General features: G+C 33.1%; 18 protein-coding genes. 11 read left to right on the top strand and 7 right to left on the bottom strand.

The genetic code is table 11. The features are described from left to right. Positions 1-46: 46 nt before the first annotated feature. The 5 genes from K1X16_RS11460 to K1X16_RS11480 form a co-directional block, all read right to left on the bottom strand. Positions 47-484 carry a DUF6146 family protein gene (locus tag K1X16_RS11460; RefSeq protein ID WP_225036292.1) on the bottom strand — a complete coding sequence of 146 codons (438 nt, stop codon included), beginning with the start codon at positions 482-484 and terminating at the stop codon, positions 47-49. Between the two features lie 213 nt (positions 485-697). Beyond that, positions 698-1333, bottom strand: a complete 636-nt coding sequence (locus tag K1X16_RS11465) for a DUF937 domain-containing protein (RefSeq protein WP_225036293.1) — start codon at positions 1331-1333, stop codon at positions 698-700. Positions 1334-1437: 104 nt separating this feature from the next. Further along, the gene (locus tag K1X16_RS11470; protein ID WP_195870871.1) at positions 1438-2388 is read right to left on the bottom strand and encodes a D-2-hydroxyacid dehydrogenase; all 951 of its coding nucleotides are present in this window, start codon (positions 2386-2388) and stop codon (positions 1438-1440) included. Between the two features lie 120 nt (positions 2389-2508). Continuing rightward, positions 2509-3570, bottom strand: a complete 1062-nt coding sequence (serC, locus tag K1X16_RS11475) for a 3-phosphoserine/phosphohydroxythreonine transaminase (RefSeq protein WP_225036295.1) — start codon at positions 3568-3570, stop codon at positions 2509-2511. 284 nt (positions 3571-3854) lie between these two features. Next, positions 3855-4916: an acyl-CoA reductase gene (locus K1X16_RS11480; protein ID WP_225036297.1), complete on the bottom strand. Its 1062-nt coding sequence runs from the start codon at positions 4914-4916 to the stop codon at positions 3855-3857. 155 nt (positions 4917-5071) lie between these two features. On the opposite strand from K1X16_RS11480, the gene K1X16_RS11485 reads away from it, so the two are divergent. From K1X16_RS11485 to K1X16_RS11535, 11 genes are all read left to right on the top strand, one after another. Continuing rightward, the gene (locus K1X16_RS11485) at positions 5072-5428 is read left to right on the top strand and encodes a 4Fe-4S dicluster domain-containing protein (protein WP_195870868.1); all 357 of its coding nucleotides are present in this window, start codon (positions 5072-5074) and stop codon (positions 5426-5428) included. 164 nt (positions 5429-5592) lie between these two features. Continuing rightward, positions 5593-5922 (top strand): hypothetical protein, encoded by a 330-nt coding sequence (locus K1X16_RS11490; RefSeq protein ID WP_225036298.1) that lies wholly within the window; start codon positions 5593-5595, stop codon positions 5920-5922. A 29-nt stretch (positions 5923-5951) separates the two neighbouring features. Beyond that, entirely contained in the window at positions 5952-6329 is a 378-nt protein-coding gene (locus K1X16_RS11495; RefSeq protein ID WP_225036299.1) for a hypothetical protein, read from the top strand. A 581-nt stretch (positions 6330-6910) separates the two neighbouring features. Continuing rightward, complete coding sequence (gene ychF, locus K1X16_RS11500; RefSeq protein WP_225036300.1) at positions 6911-8005, top strand: redox-regulated ATPase YchF; 1095 nt, start codon at positions 6911-6913, stop codon at positions 8003-8005. 262 nt (positions 8006-8267) lie between these two features. Then, on the top strand, positions 8268-8864 hold the full coding sequence (locus tag K1X16_RS11505) for a hypothetical protein (protein ID WP_225036301.1): 597 nt from the start codon (positions 8268-8270) through the stop codon (positions 8862-8864). 21 nt (positions 8865-8885) lie between these two features. Beyond that, a complete protein-coding gene (locus tag K1X16_RS11510; protein ID WP_225036302.1) occupies positions 8886-9359 on the top strand; it encodes an SRPBCC family protein in 474 nt (157 codons plus the stop codon). Between the two features lie 47 nt (positions 9360-9406). Beyond that, positions 9407-10303, top strand: coding sequence for a DMT family transporter (locus tag K1X16_RS11515; protein ID WP_225036304.1), 897 nt, complete (start codon positions 9407-9409; stop codon positions 10301-10303). A 210-nt stretch (positions 10304-10513) separates the two neighbouring features. Next, the gene (locus tag K1X16_RS11520; RefSeq protein ID WP_225036309.1) at positions 10514-12373 is read left to right on the top strand and encodes a DNA topoisomerase IV subunit B; all 1860 of its coding nucleotides are present in this window, start codon (positions 10514-10516) and stop codon (positions 12371-12373) included. 10 nt (positions 12374-12383) lie between these two features. Further along, entirely contained in the window at positions 12384-13268 is an 885-nt protein-coding gene (locus tag K1X16_RS11525) for a hypothetical protein (RefSeq protein WP_225036311.1), read from the top strand. Positions 13269-13281: 13 nt separating this feature from the next. Next, positions 13282-13752 carry a hypothetical protein gene (locus K1X16_RS11530; protein WP_195870859.1) on the top strand — a complete coding sequence of 157 codons (471 nt, stop codon included), beginning with the start codon at positions 13282-13284 and terminating at the stop codon, positions 13750-13752. A gap of 6 nt (positions 13753-13758) precedes the next feature. Then, entirely contained in the window at positions 13759-16416 is a 2658-nt protein-coding gene (locus tag K1X16_RS11535) for a DNA gyrase/topoisomerase IV subunit A (RefSeq protein WP_225036313.1), read from the top strand. On the opposite strand, the gene K1X16_RS11540 is transcribed toward K1X16_RS11535, so the two are convergent. Then, the gene (locus K1X16_RS11540) at positions 16405-17355 is read right to left on the bottom strand and encodes an SGNH/GDSL hydrolase family protein (RefSeq protein WP_195870857.1); all 951 of its coding nucleotides are present in this window, start codon (positions 17353-17355) and stop codon (positions 16405-16407) included. The two genes, K1X16_RS11535 and K1X16_RS11540, sit on opposite strands and share 12 nt — an antisense overlap. Before the next feature lie 3 nt (positions 17356-17358). Continuing rightward, positions 17359-18768: an MBOAT family O-acyltransferase gene (locus tag K1X16_RS11545; protein WP_195870856.1), complete on the bottom strand. Its 1410-nt coding sequence runs from the start codon at positions 18766-18768 to the stop codon at positions 17359-17361. Positions 18769-18780: the final 12 nt, after the last annotated feature.

An 18780-nucleotide genomic window follows, 5' to 3' on the forward strand; every position in this document is an offset into this window, starting at 1 on the left:
ACATTTTCAGTGCTGCAAAATTAGTAAATTAAGATGTCTTTTTATACTAAATTCTGGGTGTAAACGAAGATAAGCGTTGTTTGTACTTTAACTGAAAATAGAGAAAGTAATTGTATAGTTTATAGTTAACCTCGTAACCGTAATCTGTACGTGTATCGTAGTCTATTCTAACTTCATATAGATTAGGGTCGTAGGTGTAAGGTTGTAAATTTCTTTGATTCCATCCTTGCACTAAAATAGCATTTCTAGATTCTAACCACTCTTGAGTATGGTAACCTTCTGGTCTGGCTGTAGATAATAACCACGCGTTAAATCCTGGTTCTATGATTATGATTTCGTAATCATTTTCATCGCTACTAATAGAAACAGTATCACTTTGTACTAAGCTGTGTTCGTTAGCATTATTAATGGTTGGGGTGCTATTATACGACTTACAACTTGCAATAACAATAAGGATAATAATAAATGGGATAATCTTTTTCATATGTATTAAAGGTATTAAAAAATTGAATGAACTTTTAAGATTTTAGGTCATTTTAACACTACAAATCAATGCGATTTTTAATAGACATACAATTATAACTACGTAAACTATAGGTTTTAATGCGTGAAACAATCGTTTTTAAAAGTCTACACGTTTAGCAACAAAAAAAGCAGCTCGTTAAAACTGCTTTAATATCTAAAAAAGGATAGAATTTTATTTTCCGAATAATCCTCCTAAAAGTCCACCAAGACCTTCTTTACTCTTATTTCCTCCTAAAACCATACCAGCGACATCGTCAATAACGCTTCCGTCACCATCTGCATCTAATATTTTTTCTAAGAAGCTTTGTTCGTTAGCCGTATCATTACCACCGAGTAATCCACCTAACAGTCCACTAATGTCTGATTGTGAACTTACATTGTTTTGATTGGCTTGTTTTCCTAAAACTCCCATTAAAATTGGAGCCGCTACTTTAAGAATGTTACTAACAGAACCAGCATCTACACCAGCTTTCTGACCAATAACTTGTTCTACTCCTTGTTGTTTACTACCTAAAACATGACTAAGAATTTTAGATCCATCATTTTTTACGTTATCATCAACACCACCTCCAAATAAACCGCCAAGGTTATCTAGGATACTTCCGTCATGTTTGCTATTTAAAGCTCCCATAAGACCTGCAGCACCTTCTGGTGTAGAAGCGTTACGCTCCATTGCTTTCATAAGCACAGGTAATGCCATAGTTAAAACGCTACTTGTTTTATTTTGATCTGTTCCTGTAGAACCAGAAACACCACTTATGATATTTTTTCCTAAATCACTGTTTAATAAATCTAATATTCCTGCCATTTTTATGTTTATTTTAAGTTAAAAATTTTTGAATGTTTCAAGGTACAAAAAAAAGTCCCACAAATGTAGGACTCAGTTTATTCCATTAGGTCACAATTTATTTGTTAACCTAATATTGTAATGATTTGTTCAGCCAGTTCTACACCAATTCTATCTTGTGCTTCATTTGTTGCTGCACCTGTATGAGGTGTTAATGATAACGCAGGATTCATTAATAATTGAATTTCTGGTTGTGGCTCTTTTTCAAAAACATCTAAAGCTGCTCTTGCTACTTTTCCACTTTCAATAGCTTTAACAAGGGCTATTTCGTTAACAACTCCACCACGTGCGGCATTAGCGATAATAACACCATCTTTCATTTGCTTGAATTCAGCTTCGTCTATTACGTAATCTTTTTGTGCTGGTACATGCAATGTTAAAAAGTCGGCTTGTTTTAAAACTTCTTCTTTTGAAATTGTTTTAATTTCAAAATTCACTTTTTGACCATCAAAGAAATCAAGTTGTAAATCTGCTTTTTCTAAATAAGGATCGAAAGCAACAACTTTCATTCCTGCACCAATTGCCACTTTAGCTGTAGCCTGACCAATACGTCCAAAACCTAAAACACCTAAGGTTTTACCTTTCAGTTCTGTTCCTTTAGCGTAAGCCTTCTTTAAGTTTTTAAATTTAGAATCTCCTTCTAATGGCATATCGCGATTAGAGTTATGTAAATAACGTGCTAAACCAAAAAAGTGACCAAATACTAATTCTGCAACAGAATGAGACGATGCGGCTGGAGTGTTAATTACACTTAGTCCTTTGCTACGAGCATAATCCACATCGATATTATCCATACCAACTCCACCACGACCAATAATCTTTAGGCTAGGGCAGTTGTCTATTAAATCTTTTCTTACCGTTGTTGCACTTCTAACTAATAAAACAGCAATGTCATTGTCGTTAATGTAGTTTTGTAATTGTTCTTGTGCTACTGTTGTTGTGATAACTTCGTAACCAGCAGCTTCTAATGCATTAATTCCACTTTGAGAAACTCCGTCGTTTGCTAATACTTTCATTATTTTATTCTAGATTTAACGTTTAAAATTCAAAGGTGGTAACTATTGAACTTCAACTATTTTATTATTTTTATTTCTAAAAAGAGTAGGCAACTTCAAATTGCGATTAAGAACTCTTATTTAAGCTTTGCTTTCTAATTCGCTCATAACTTCAACCAGTGCTTTAACACTGTCTAAAGACAACGCGTTATACATAGATGCTCTGTAGCCACCAACACTTCTATGTCCATTTATACCATTAATACCAGCTTCTTTGGCCATAGATTCAAAAGTTTCCTTAAGGTTTTCGTTTTCTAAAGTGAAAGTAGCATTCATATGAGAACGATCTTCTTTAACGGCGTAACCTTTAAACAACGGGTTTAAATCAATTTCAGAATAGATTAAGCTTGCCTTCTTTTCATTTTCTTCTTCAATGGCTTTAATACCACCTAAGTTCTTCAACCATTGTAAGTTTAACATAGACACATAAACAGCAAAAACTGGAGGTGTATTAAACATACTTCCTTTGCCAATATGTACTTTGTAATCCATCATAGAAGGAATCTTACGAGATACTTTTCCTAAAATATCTTCTTTAACAACCACTAAAGTCGTTCCGGCAGGTCCCATATTTTTTTGTGCTCCAGCATAGATTAAATCAAATTTTGAAAAATCTAACTGACGTGAAAAAATATCACTACTCATATCACAAACCATTGGAATTGGTGAGTTTGGAAAACTCTTCATCTGTGTACCAAAAATGGTATTGTTAGATGTACAGTGAAAATAGTCGTAATCTTCAGGGATTTCGTATCCTTTTGGTATGTAGTTGTAGTTAGCATCTTTAGAAGATCCTAATTCGTATATGTCGTCGTAAATTTTAGCTTCTTTGATTGATTTATCAGCCCAAGTTCCAGAGTTTAAATAGCCTGCTCTTTTTTCTAATAAGTTTAAAGCTACCATTAAAAACTGCGTGCTGGCTCCACCTTGAAGAAATAATGCTTTATAGCCTTTACCTTCAAGACCTAAAAGTTCTAAAGCTAAGGAACGTGCATTTTCCATGACATCTACAAAGGGTTTACTTCTGTGAGAAATCTCTAAAAGAGAAAGTCCGTCGTCAAAGTTTAAAACTGCTGCTGCTGCTTGTTCCATTACGGATTTTGGTAATACGCATGGTCCTGCACTGAAATTGTGTTTTTTCATGAAAAATTTATTTTAATTTTCGATAATTCGAAAACCTATATTAGATTAATATTTAAACAGATACAAAGGTGCTAATTTATTGCCTAAAAGATGTTACGAAAATGATAATTTTTAGCCCATGTTTTAATGAAATTATCTTTAAATTTTCATCTGCTTAAAAAATCTTCATTTCGCAATATCTCTTTAGCTTTTTAGGCCGTTTTTCAATAGCATATGGTTATGCTTAAATAGGTTTAAATTTATAATATTACGAGGGAAATCTTTTTCTATTTGAAAGTATAAAATTAAGATAAATGTAATAAGAAATCTATAGTGTCTACATTATCAGCATAGTCCCAAAGTTGCGGGTTTTGGGTGTCTCCAAAAGCAATTTCGTTAGCTGTAAAACCATTAGAAACAATACATTGTATTTTGTCTGAGTCGGTTTCTAATTTTTGTTGTAATTCTGCAAGATCATTATATTTTTCATAGAATAAGGTGGCGATGGGTGAAGCGTAACTATCGTCTTCCTTAATCATAAGAAAGCCATTTTCTAGCATATCAAACTCACTCATTAAATAAACCGCTTTATTGTAATCGTAATTATTAGCATACTTAGATTCATTTATAATAGGGTGCCATTTGTAGACCGCATTAAAGAAAGCATCAAAGTTGTAATCCTTAGGTATAAAGAATTTAGAGACATTTCTACAACCTAAACCGTAGTATCTAAAAATATCATCAGAAAGCGCTGCTAATTCCGCATCAGATTCTTCGCCTGTTAATACGGCTACTGAATTTCTGTTTTTACGGATTATTGAGGGTTTGTCTTTAAAATAATATTCGAAATAGCGCGCTGTATTATCACTTCCTGTTGCAATAACAGCATCGAAGTTGTTTAGCTTTTCTTCTGTGAATTTGATTTTGCCTTTAAACTCAGGTTCTATAACCTCTAAGTATTTAGCTAAAAAGGGTAAAATATGCTTATCGTTAGACGACTGTTTTACTAATACATTATGACCAGAAATAAGCACGCTTAAAAAATCGTGAAAACCAACGAGAGGAATATTTCCTGCCATAATAATAGCAACTGTTTGTGGTTTTACAGTGTTAAAGTTGTACTTGCTTATCCATTGGTTAATGTTTTTGTTTATCAATGCATTAGACCAATTTGAAAGCGTAAATGTGATGTTCTTTTTTGTAAACCAACCGTTATGTTCTTGTGCAAGTTTGAGTTGGTGCTTAAAGCCATCAAAAAACAAATCATTTGCTTCTATAGAGTCATTTTTTACGACGTCATTATTTTGAAATTGATTTAAAAAGGCACCTAATTTTACAAATGCATTAATTCTTTGTTCTAATTCCATAATGGGTTTGGTTATGCGATGTTTTGGCTTTATTTTTGCAATTGCAAATTTAAGCAAAGCAAATGAGCGAGAAAAGGTTTGATTTTGATAATAAATTAAAATTATAAGAATTAGAAGCTGCTCATTATAAATGATTAATAAAAATAGAAATTACTATGGCAATTATAATCACAGACGAATGTATTAATTGTGGAGCGTGTGAGCCAGAATGTCCAAATACTGCTATTTATGAAGGTGCTGATGATTGGCGTTATGCTGATGGCACAAGTTTAGAAGGTAAAGTTGTTTTACCAAACGGAAAAGAAGTAGACGCAGAAGAAACACAAGAGCCAATAAGCGATGAAGTGTATTACATTTCACCAGACAAATGTACAGAATGTATGGGCTTCCATGAGGAGCCACAATGTGCTGCAGTTTGTCCGGTTGACTGTTGTGTGCCAGATGAAGATCATGTAGAAACAGAAGAAGAGCTTTTAGGTAAGCAACGTTTTATGCACCCTGATGGTCATTAACGTAACACGTTATACTTTATAAACCATATAAACCCTGAGTCTTTGGCTTGGGGTTTTTTATGTAAAATATAAATGATGTCTAGATCTCATATAAAATACAGAACAACTAACTTTGCACTTTACTTATAGTGACTATTTAAGTGGAGTGAATTAATTATAAAGCTATGGAACAATCAGAATTTTTAGAAAAACATATATTTAACGATTTAGAAAATGTAAACGATGGTTTTGATGATCCGTCTATACACTATTTTTCAGAAACTGATTTTGAGACCGTGCTAAAAAGAGCAGAACATTTTGGACTTAGTGTTTATGGAATAGAACCTTGGTTAAATGGTGAAATCTTTGGTGTTTTTTCTCATGAGTCCTATAAAAAGAAAGCCACAGACCCTAAATGGTGCACTAAAGCATTTTCGGATTTTAAGAAACGCCAAGAAGGATTAGTGTATGCTGCGACTTACAAAGTGTCAAAAAAGCTTTTAGAACGCGAGTAAGAATCTAATGATATTATAGTTTTAAATGTATGACTTATCAAGATGTTTTTGTAGAGTTCTGGGAACAAGTAAAAGAAAGTGTAGCAGCAGGTACGTTTGCTAAATTAACGATGGCTAAAACCATTGGTAAACCCGAATTAAAGAATATTTTTATCAGACCTATTTATGACAAAGATGATTTTAGGGTGATGCTAAAATACAGTTTCAGACCAAGAGAGGTTGAAGACATAGAAGAAGAAATGACTTTAGACGAGGCCTTAATTATCTTAAAATCACATTTAAAATCCTCTTTTTTATCAGTTATATTGTTTACTACTATAAAAGATGTCACTTTTAAAGTGAATAAAAAAGGAGTTGGTAGTATTACTGAAAGTTCGCCGACGTTTAAGAATGTAGTGCAAGCCTAAAAATTTGCATTGGAGGCAACCAACAGAAATCTTATAATCATTATAGCTATTTTAAAATCCTGAGTCTTTGGCTTGGGATTTTTAAATAACAGTTTTAAAAACCATTAATTTTGGTTTTGTGTCATTTCGAACGTTAGTGAGAAATCCCATAATAAGCTTGAGTTAGTGTTATGTGATTCCTCGTGCCTCGGAATGATAAACATGTTATTTTTAATCTATTTTTCTGTATTTAGAAATAGGTTTGAGAATTTTATAAAACAAGAATAAAGGCATGCTTCAGTTCATTAAGTTTCTGTTATAAAAATGGTGTCTTCGTCCGTAATTATTTTTTTAGAAATAACCAACACGTGTAGTATGTAATAGGAAGACCATAGGTAGGTTGTTAAATGAATAGTTAATAAATTAATACACGAACTTAATCTGATGGAATTAAAAACACATTTTCTTAAATTCATCCAAAAATCATTTCAAAAAATATAATTCAAACTATTCCACAAATAACTTACATTTGCACTCGCAAAATTTGCGATTAATAATTAACAAGATTCCCACTTGTGTGGGAACGAAAAACAAGTTTTTCGATGAAAGCTGGAATTGTAGGATTACCAAACGTAGGAAAATCAACCTTATTTAACTGTTTGTCTAACGCTAAAGCGCAAAGTGCTAACTTTCCGTTTTGTACTATAGAACCTAATATAGGTGTGGTAAATGTACCTGATCCAAGATTAGAGAAATTAGAAGAATTGGTGAAGCCAGAGCGCGTATTGCCAGCAACCGTAGAGATTGTTGATATTGCAGGTTTAGTAAAAGGTGCTTCCAAAGGTGAAGGTTTAGGAAATCAGTTTTTAGCTAACATTAGAGAAACTGATGCTATACTTCATGTATTACGTTGTTTTGATAATGAGAATATTGTACATGTTGATGGTTCTGTAGATCCTATTAGAGATAAAGAAACTATTGATATGGAGTTGCAGCTTAAAGATTTAGAAACGGCTGATAAAAAGCTAGACAAAGTAAAACGTGCTGCCAAGACAGGTAATAAAGAAGCCCAGAAAGAAGAAGCTGTGCTTTTAAAAATAAAATCAGGATTAGAAGCTGGTACTTCAGTAAGAGCATTAGAGTTTTCGGAAGAGGATTACGAGGAATTTGTAAAGCCATCTCAGTTTATTACAGATAAGCCGGTGATGTATGTTTGTAACGTGGATGAAAGCGCTGCAAATACAGGAAATGCTTATGTGGATAAAGTGAAAGAAGCGGTTAAAGACGAAAATGCTGAAGTTTTAGTGTTGGCTGTTGGTACAGAAGCTGATATTAATGAATTAGACGATTATGAAGAGCGCCAAATGTTTTTGGCTGATATTGGTTTAGAAGAACCAGGTTCTGCTAAATTAATCCGTTCAGCTTATAAATTATTGAATCAGCAAACCTATTTTACAGCAGGTGTGAAGGAAGTAAGAGCTTGGACGGTTAATGTTGGTGCTACAGGACCACAGGCTGCAGGAGTGATTCATACTGATTTTGAAAAAGGATTTATTAGAGCAGAAGTCATTGCTTATAATGACTATGTGGAATATGGAAGTGAAGCTAAAGTAAAAGACGCTGGTAAAATGCGGGTAGAAGGGAAGAACTATATTGTGAAAGATGGTGATGTAATGCATTTCTTGTTTAATGTGTAACTTGCACAAATGATAGAGTATTTAAAAAAGATAAGCTTTAAACAGATTCTATTTTTTTTGGTGTGTTAGTCGTAGAGTTTCTACTTTTTGTTATTTCCAATATGAAAAGTTAGGCTGGTTTTTAATTTCTCAAAATGAAAACTATAATGCACATAGGCAACCTGTTGCTTTTAAGCAGTTGTTTGTCAATAGCATTGTTTATGCTAAGTGCTTTCTAGAATACGGACGCTTTATTATTGCTTTGTTTTTATTGCCCTTATTGGTGAAATACTTTAAAAACAAATCGAATAAAACAATTAAAATCGATAGAATAGCCATCGCGTTTTTTGTATTTGCGTTTATCTTCTTTATAGGTATGGTGCCGTTTTCTAACCCAATTGGTGATCGGTATTTTATGATTTGTTATTTATTGGCCGTTATTTTACTCATCAATTTAATTACGCATTTTAATTTGGCTAAAAAACGACTGATGTATTCTGCTGTGGTGGTAATGTTTGTTTTGGGCCATTTTTGGATTTATCCTGCGACGATTTCTCAATCTTGGGATAGTTCGTTAGCGTATTTAAATAGTTATGAGGTTGAAGAGCAAATGGAACGTTACATAGATTCCGTTGGAATTAAGCCTTCTGAAATAGGTACCCGAATTCGTTTTAACGAACGGAATTTTTCAGAATTTAAAGTGCTGACTGAAGCAGAGCGTTATACGGATTTTAATATAGAAACAAATCAATTCATATTACTCTCTAATATAGATAATCAGACTAAAGATGATGAGTTGAATGAAATCATGTCGAATTGGACTTTGGTAAAGCGATATTCGCAGTTAGGAGTTTTTATGGAATTGTATAAAAGACAGTAGGTTGTTTTATTTAATAGAATCATGCCAATCATAGAAATAAAAACAATAATCAAAGCCGATATTAAAACTTGCTTCGATTTGTCGCGTAATATTGATTTTCATCAGCACAGTTTAGAACATTCTAACGAAAAAGCTATTGCAGGGAAAACTTCAGGCTTAATAGAATTAGGAGAGTCTGTAACTTGGGAAGCTACTCACTTTGGTGTAAAACAAAAGCTAACGTCAAAAATTACAGCATTTGAAAGGCCTTATTATTTTGTAGATGAAATGACTTCTGGCGCTTTTAAATCGTTTAAACACGAACATATTTTTAAATATGAAGAAGGAAAAACCTTAATGGTTGATAAGTTTCAGTTTGAATCGCCTTTTGGTATTTTTGGAAAACTCGCTAATATTTTATTTCTGAAACGATATATGAAAAATTTGTTAACGACTAGAAATGAGTATCTAAAAATAAAAGCCGAAGAGATTATACCACTTGAACATCGTAATTAATCAGTTGTAAATTTCTAAGTATAAAAATTCTACTATAGTTTCGTTAAATGAAATCGCAGCAAAATGTTATTTATGGTGTTTTAATTGGTGTTTTGGGGATCGTCTTGTTTTCCTCAAAAGCCGTATTGGTAAAATTAGCCTATCGGTATAATGTAGACGCGATTAGTGTTTTGCTACTAAGAATGCTGTTTTCGTTTCCATTTTATATCATCATAGTCTATTTGTATAGGAAGGAGCAAAAAGAAACCACGGTTCCTAAAGATTATGCGTGGCTCGCTTTTTTTGGAATCGTAGGTTATTACTTAGCAAGTTATTTTGATTTTGTGGGTTTAACGTATATAAAAGCGAGTTTAGAGCGCATTATTCTATTTGTTTACCCGACTATCGTATTATTATTTAATAAGTTGTTTCTGAAGAAAGCCATAACTAAAGTTCAAAAATTAGCAATATTAATTACGTATGTTGGTATTGTAATCACCTTTGGAAGTGAGGTTTCTATGTCTGGAAAAGATACTTATTTAGGCGGTCTTTTTGTGCTGCTAAGTGCTATAACTTACGCTTCGTATCTTGTAGGAAGTGGTTGGTTAATTCCAAAATTTGGAGTCATGCGATTTACGGCTTATGCGATGTTAGTGTCTTGTGTTTGTGTTTTTGTTCATTTCGGCATTTTTTCTGATGTTGATATCTTTAACTTTACTTGGGAAGTTTATGTTTTAGGCTTGTGTATTGCGGTTTTTGCAACAGTAATTCCATCGTTTTTAGTATCTATATCCATAAAATTAATCAGTTCTTCTAATTTTGCTGTAGTTGCTGGTATTGGTCCAATTTCAACGATTATTCTAGCTGTAATTTTCCTAAATGAAAGTTTGTCACTTCTTCAGGTTATAGGAACAGTTGTCGTTATTTTAGGAATTCTAATGGTTTCAAAAAGTAAAACAACGTAATTCAATTTATTATTAGGGGAATTCGGTGTTGTCATTTCAGAATAATAGCAGCAAATTCGTGCTGTACGTGTCAATTTGATGCAATTTTGACCTTATTTTCGATATCAACTTCAATTTCTCATAAGTTGTTAATTACTTTACGTCTTCAATATTTCATGTTTTAAGCTATAGTATTATATTTAGCCTTTCATCTAAATTTTGCCCACTTTTATGTCAGATCAGACTAGCTATACCGAAGATAACATACGCTCACTCGATTGGAAAGAACACATCCGAATGCGACCTGGTATGTATATCGGAAAGTTAGGTGATGGTTCATCTCCTGATGATGGTATTTATATTCTTCTAAAAGAGGTTTTAGATAATTCCATTGACGAATTTGTGATGGGAGCTGGTAAAACCATTGAGATTTCTATTCAAGGTGAACGCGTTATTGTGCGCGATTATGGTCGCGGTATTCCATTAGGAAAAGTGGTGGATGTAGTGTCTAAGATGAATACTGGTGGTAAGTACGACTCAAAAGCCTTTAAAAAATCAGTTGGTTTAAATGGTGTTGGTACCAAAGCTGTAAATGCGCTATCGTCTTATTTTAGAGTAGAATCTACAAGAGATAGCAAATCGGCATCAGCAGAATTTGAGCAAGGAAATCTTACCAATCAAGAGCTTTTAGATGAAACGTCGCGAAGAAAAGGAACAAAGGTGTCTTTTATTCCTGATGAAATTATATTCAAAAATTATAAGTTTCGAAGCGAGTATGTCGTTAAGATGCTTAAAAACTATGTGTATCTAAACCCTGGGTTGACCATTGTTTTTAATGGTGAAAAATTTTATAGTGAAAACGGTCTTAAGGATTTATTATCTGAGAATATTAACGAATCAGATATGTTGTATCCTATTATTCATCTTAAAGGAGATGATATTGAAATAGCTATTACGCATAGTAGAACACAGTATAGCGAAGAGTATCACTCGTTTGTTAATGGGCAAAACACCACGCAAGGGGGAACGCATTTGTCTGCATACCGAGAGGCGTTAGTGAAAACTATAAGAGAGTTTTATGGTAAAAACTATGAAGCTTCAGATATTAGGAAGTCCGTTGTTTCTGCAATTGCTATAAAAGTCATGGAGCCTGTGTTTGAGAGTCAGACAAAAACAAAGTTAGGTTCTACGGATATGGGTGGCGACTTGCCAACAGTTAGAACTTATATCAATGATTTTGTAAAAACATATTTCGATAACTTTTTACATAAAAATCCAGATACTGCAGAAAAAATCCAACGAAAAATCCTTCAGGCTGAACGCGAGCGTAAGGAATTATCTGGAATTAGGAAGTTAGCCAAAGACAGAGCGAAGAAGGCAAGTCTTCACAATAAGAAGTTGCGCGATTGTCGTGTGCATTTCGGTGACACAAAAAAGGATGGTTATTTAGACACGACTTTATTTATTACTGAGGGAGATTCGGCTTCGGGAAGTATTACAAAGTCGCGCGATGTTAATACACAAGCAGTTTTTAGCTTAAAGGGGAAGCCTTTAAATAGTTACGGTTTAAGCAAAAAAATCGTATATGAAAATGAAGAGTTTAACCTTTTGCAAGCGGCTTTAAATATTGAAGAATCGCTCGAGGATTTACGTTATAATAATGTGGTTATCGCAACGGATGCCGATGTGGATGGTATGCATATTAGGCTATTGTTGATTACGTTTTTCTTGCAATTTTTTCCTGAAGTTATAAAAGATGGTCATTTGTACATTTTGCAAACTCCTTTATTTAGAGTTCGAAATAAAAAGGAAACGATTTATTGTTATTCGGAAGAGGAGCGACGCAACGCCATGGAAAAATTAAAGCCAAAACCAGAAATCACTCGATTTAAAGGTTTAGGTGAGATTTCACCAGATGAATTTGTGCATTTTATAGGTGAAGATATTCGTTTAGATCCTGTGATGTTGGATAAAGAGATGTCTATTGAAGAGTTATTGTCTTTCTACATGGGGAAAAATACACCGACACGTCAAGAGTTTATTATTGATAACTTAAAAGTTGAACTTGATGTTATTGAGGAAGATGTTTAAATTATTTAATTTGAAATTCATTTCGATACTATTCGTGTTTTTTTATTTTTCAAGTAGTATAAAGGCTCAGAATAAAGAAATCCCGATAGATAGTATAGATTATGAATTGAGAGCAAATGCTTTTCAATATGCTTTTGGAGCATTGAATTATTGTGAGTTAAGCGATTTTCCTAAGCTAGATGAAAGCAAGGCAACCAGTCGATTTTTGAATAGGTTCATTCCACAAAGAATTTACGATATGTGTGATTGGCTTTTTGATAGGTTTGGAAAGGTCAAAAGCGTTAAATTAAAAAATGTTGTCATTGACAGTTTAGACCGAATACACTTTAGGTATAAAGCTAACTATGCCGAATTTGATAGGGTTGTCGATTTTCGGGTTGTTTTTAATAAGGAAAATAAAGTGCATTGGATGCATTATCAAACACATTGGGATGAAGATTTTAGTTTTTTTAGTGACGAAGAGCTTCAAGTAGTACGCATTGATGACTTACCGTATACTTTAATGGAGCAGCATAAGGAGTTTGTGTTAAGTAATTATCAATATAAAGATTCTACTTTTTTAAACTATATTAAACCAGAGCTATTAGCTTACCCAAAAAAAGTTAAGTCTTGGACCGCAGATATCGTTCATGAGCGTGATTCTATTTATACAAAGTTAGGTGATTTTGAAAACCTAAAACTCAAAGAAAAACTTATTTCAAATAATGATTATTTAGTATATCGTTACAGTGTTAATTTTGATAAATTAGATGACCCTTCTGAGGTTAGACTTTATTGCGATTTAAAAGATAGATATGTAGGGGTTAGAGTGGTTGATATTTGGTGTAATGAATATTATAAAGCAGATGTCAGTTTGAAAGAAAGAATAGCGAAAGATATAATTAAAGGTAAATAATGACAGTAGTTGCATGAGAACAGACAATAGAGACATAAAAAATACTATAATTTCCATTTATTTTATATTAATCATTGCTGCCGTCTTATTGGCTACGGTTTTTCAATCGTATAATTTAGTAGAAGGGAGTTCGCTTTATGTTCTAATAGGCTTATTAGTAGCTGTTGTAGTTGTGCATTTTGTTGCTCGATTTTTTGAATATGATAGTGATGGTGCTAAGGTTATTATTACAAATAGTGGATTAATAGTTGCTGATTTTTTTAATTATAGAGAGAATAAAATTGAAGTCGCAAGAGAAAAAATATCTGGTTATAAAATCAATAACTATTTTCTATATAAAAGCTTAGTTGTTTATACAACATTAAGTAATGGAAAAATTGCGAAAGAAAGTTTTAATATCACCCTTTTAAAACGAAAAAAGGTGAAATATGTGAGGCAGTCGCTCAGAAAGATTATAAAAGAAAATAAAAGTATAAAGTTGTAAAGATAGATGATAGAAGAACATGACGAGTTGTTAAATGAAGACGACGGTAACCAGGAAACGATTACTAAGGTTACCGGAATGTATAAAGAATGGTTCTTAGATTATGCATCCTACGTAATTCTAGAACGTGCTGTACCTGCGATTGAAGATGGGTTTAAGCCAGTGCAGCGTCGTATTATGCATTCTATGAAAGATTTAGACGATGGTCGTTACAATAAAGTAGCGAATATCGTTGGTCATACCATGCAATACCATCCGCATGGAGATGCGAGTATAGCAGATGCTATGGTGCAAATTGGTCAAAAAGATTTACTCATAGATACGCAAGGAAACTGGGGTAATATTTTAACAGGAGATCGTGCAGCAGCATCACGTTATATTGAAGCACGACTTTCTAAGTTTGCTTTAGACGTAGTTTATAATCCGAAAATTACAGAATGGCAAGCCTCATATGATGGCAGACGTAAAGAGCCTATAAATCTTCCAGTGATGTTTCCGTTGTTATTGGCGCAAGGAGGTGAAGGAATTGCAGTTGGTTTGTCTACAAAAATATTACCACACAATTTTATTGAACTGATTGATGCTTCGGTAAAACATCTAAAAGGAAAACGATTTACAATTTTACCCGACTTTCCAACCGCTGGTATTGCAGATTTTACCAATTATAATGACGGTATGCGAGGTGGAAAGGTGAGAGTTCGTGCGCTAATTTCGCAACGCGATAAGAATACCTTAATGATAACAGAGGTGCCTTATGGAACAACTACATCATCGTTAATTGACTCTATTCTTAAAGCGAATGATAAAGGGAAAATTAAAATAAAGAAAATTGAAGATAATACTGCAGCTGAGGTTGAAATTTTAATTCACTTGCCTTCAGGATTATCACCAGATAAAACAATTGATGCCTTATATGCCTTTACCAATTGTGAAACTTCAATTTCACCACTAGGTTGTGTTATTGAGGATAACAAGCCTTACTTTGTAGGTGTTACGGAAATGTTGCGTCGTTCTACAGATAATACTGTACAGCTTTTAAAAAGTGAGTTAGAGATAAAGTTAGGAGAATTTCAAGAACAATGGCATTTTGCATCGCTTGAGCGTATTTTTATTGAAAATAGAATCTATCGCGACATTGAAGAAGAGGAAACTTGGGATGGCGTTATTAATGCGATAGATAAAGGTTTGCAACCACACATCAAACATTTAAAACGTGCCATTACAGTTGAAGATATAACGCGTTTAACAGAAATTAGAATTAAGCGTATTTCTAAATTTGATATTGATAAAGCGCAGCAAAAAATAGATGCGTTAGAAGATCAGATAGCTGAAGTAAAACATCACTTAGCGAACCTAATTGATTATGCTATAGCGTATTTCGAAAGATTAAAAGCCGACTACGGAGAGGGGAAAGAGCGTAAAACAGAAATCAGAATATTTGATGATGTCGATGCAACAAAAGTAGTAATAAGAAATACAAAACTTTACGTTAATAGAGCAGAAGGTTTCATTGGAACATCGTTAAAACGCGATGAGTATGTCTGTGATTGTAGTGATATTGACGATATTATTGTGTTCACCAACCAAGGTACTATGATGGTGACAAAAGTAGATTCTAAAACCTTTATTGGGAAGAACATTATTCATGTTGCTGTTTTTAAGAAAAAAGATAAGCGTACGATTTATAATATGATTTATCGCGACGGTAAAGGAGGTCCTTCGTATGTAAAACGATTTGCCGTAACGAGTATGACGCGTGATCGTGAATATGATTTAACTAACGGAAATAAGGGGTCTGCGCTATGGTATTTTTCTGCAAATCCTAATGGTGAAGCTGAAGTTGTAACGATTATGTTGCGCCAAGTTGGTAGTATAAAGAAGTTGAAGTGGGATTTAGATTTTGCTGAAATTCTTATAAAAGGAAGGTCTTCAAAAGGAAATCGTGTAACAAAATACGCAATTAAGCGTGTGGAGTTAAAAGAAAAAGGAGTATCCACATTAAAACCACGTAAAATTTGGTTTGATGATACCGTTCGGCGTTTAAACGTTGATGATAGAGGTGAGTTAATAGGAGAATTTAGAGGCGAGGATAGATTGCTTGTTATTAACCAATCGGGAATTGTAAAAACAATCATTCCAGAATTGACAACGCATTTTGATAGCGATATGATTGTGTTAGAGAAATGGATTCCCAAGAAACCAATATCTGCCATTTATTACGATGGTGAAAAAGAACGCTATTATGTAAAACGTTTTTTAATAGAACAAGAAGGTAAGGAGGAAGATTTTATTTCAGATCATCCAGATTCTCAATTAGAGATTGTTTCAACCGATTGGAAGCCAGTGGTAGACGTGGAGTTTACTAAAGAACGCGGTAAGGATCGTAAGCCTAATATGGAGGTGAATCTTGAAGAATTTATTTCAGTTAAAGGGATTACAGCTTTAGGGAATCAGTTAACGAAGGATAAAATAAATCAAGTAAGTCTACTAGATCCGTTGCCTTATGAAGCACCTGAAGAAGTTCCTGCAGACGATATAGAGGTTGTTGATGAAGAAACACTTAAGTCTACAAAGTCTGAGTCCGACGAAAAACCGCAGTCTAAGAATTCGTCAGAGAGAGATGATGTCGATTTGGGGGATAAAGGGCAGGGGTCATTGTTTTAACTGAAATGACTTATATTTTTGCAATAAATGGTTAGAAAAGGCTTCAGCACCTTTGTTAGACATGTGAGTTGCGTCTTTCCAGTAAGAATTATCCTTATTGTCCTTGTAAAGATTTGTGAAATCTGTATAAGTCAAATTCAATTCTTGCATTATTTCGTTAAGCATTTTGTTATCAATTTCACAGGTGTCATGATAAATTGGCGAGGTAATAAATATAAAAGTCTTATTTGGTGCTTTTTCAGAAAATGATTTAATAGATTTTAAATAGTTTAAAGCGGTTGTGTTGATTTGATGATTGTCAGTGCATTCTTTGTTTGAAATTGATTTAGCTAAAACTATGTCTCTTATTTTTTCTTGAGAAGAAGTGACCACTAAACCGTCATAGCCATTATAACTTTTGAAGTTATAATTTGGTCTAAAATAGTTTTTGAGTATACCTATAGATGTTCCATTGTAATTCATGCTGTAGTAGAATTTTTGTAAAGTAGACAGCTGACTCGTACTATCTAACACTTTTGTAATAATTGGGTTTCGGTGAAACTTTGTTTTTAAAGCATTAACATCAGATCCGGTATAATCATTATCAAAAAAATTCTTTGTATCAATGTGGACTAACACTATTTGTTTCAGGTCTTTGTTTAGGGTGTTAATCAGTGTGCTATTATAAGCAACACCAATGCCGTCAATACCCATGTTAAAGCCATTTTTGCTCAACATGGCAACATCTATGTGTCTGTTGGCTCGTGAGTTGCCAAATACTAATAAATTGGTAGAATCTTTTAATGATAAGAAATGGTTGAGTTTACCTATAGCTTGACCTGTCATTACTTTATCGCTAACCTTATTTAAACTGAAAAAGACTAGCTTATCCAGTCCATAACTTATTACTAATGTAAGTACAATGATTTGAATAATTTTTTTAGTTATATCTGAGTTCATCGTTTAAAATTGAAAATAAATAAAGTTTTCTGCTGTTGAATAGAATAGGCAGAGCATTATGATAATAACCGAAACAATAAATGTTAGTTTTATAGTACTGAATCGAATACCGTAATCTTCTAATGTAACATTAGATCTAAATATTTTTAAATCTATTAAAATACCAATTAAAAGTAATAGCAATCCGTTTACAAAAGCATTTATATCACCAATAAAAAGTGAGCCGTAATTGAAGCTAAATAGCTCTGTTATAATTGTTGATGCAGAATGAAAATCAGGAGCTCTAAAAAACACCCATGAAATAAGAACAACAATAAATGTGTACAAGTATCCAAACGTATTAAATGTTCTAATTTTTAACGCGGAAAACGTGTATTTTTCAAGACTTAGGAAAAGGCCATGAATTCCTCCCCAAATTACAAAATTCCAAGAGCTGCCATGCCATAATCCGCCAATCAACATTGTTAGAAGTAAGTTTCTGTATGTTATTATAACTCCTTTTCTGTTTCCTCCTAGTGAAATATATAAATAGTCTCGTAACCAAAAAGAAAGCGACATGTGCCATCGTCTCCAGAACTCAGTAAGTGTTTTAGAGAAATACGGAAAGTTAAAATTCCTATTAAATTTAAATCCAAACATTTTGGCACTTCCAATAGCTATATCTGAATAACCGGAAAAATCAAAATATATCTGAAAAGCATAAAAAATAGTTGCAACTAAAAGGGTGGAGCTGTTATGTATTTCATAATTAGCATATACTGAATCAACATAGACACCTAAGTTGTCAGCGATAGCTACCTTTCTAAATAATCCGATAAATATCTGAAAAACACCTGTTTTTAATAAAGTAAGGTTTAGGTTTCTTTTGTTTTGAATTTGTGGAATCAAATTAGAGGCGCGTTCTATCGGACCTGCTACTAGCTGTGGAAAGAGACTCACAAAAGTGAAAAAACTAACAATGTCTCTGCTAGCCTTTATTTGATTTCTATAAATATCAATACTATAGCTTAAGGTTTGGAAGGTATAAAAGCTTATTCCAACGGGTAGTATTATATTTAAAGTTAGATCGTTTACTTCCCATCCTATAGAAGACATAGAAATAGCAAAAGTATCGGCAAAAAAATTATAGTATTTAAATATGCCTAGTAAACCTAAATTAGAGCAAAGGCTTACTAACAACCAACGCTTTTTGTGCTTTTGCTCTTTGGCTTCTTCAATTCTTTGTCCAACATAATAATCTAAAAAAGAACTGAATATTATAAGTGATAGAAATCTATAGTCCCACCAGCCATAAAACACATAGCTTGAAATCAGTAATAAAATATTTTGATTCTTATAATTTGCTTTAAGAGTCCAATAGATGATAAGTACTATTGGTAAAAAGATAAGATATTCTATTGAATTAAAAAGCATTAAATCAGCGTG

The organism is Winogradskyella sp. SM1960, assembly GCF_020179375.1.
GTDB lineage: Bacteria > Bacteroidota > Bacteroidia > Flavobacteriales > Flavobacteriaceae > Winogradskyella > Winogradskyella marina.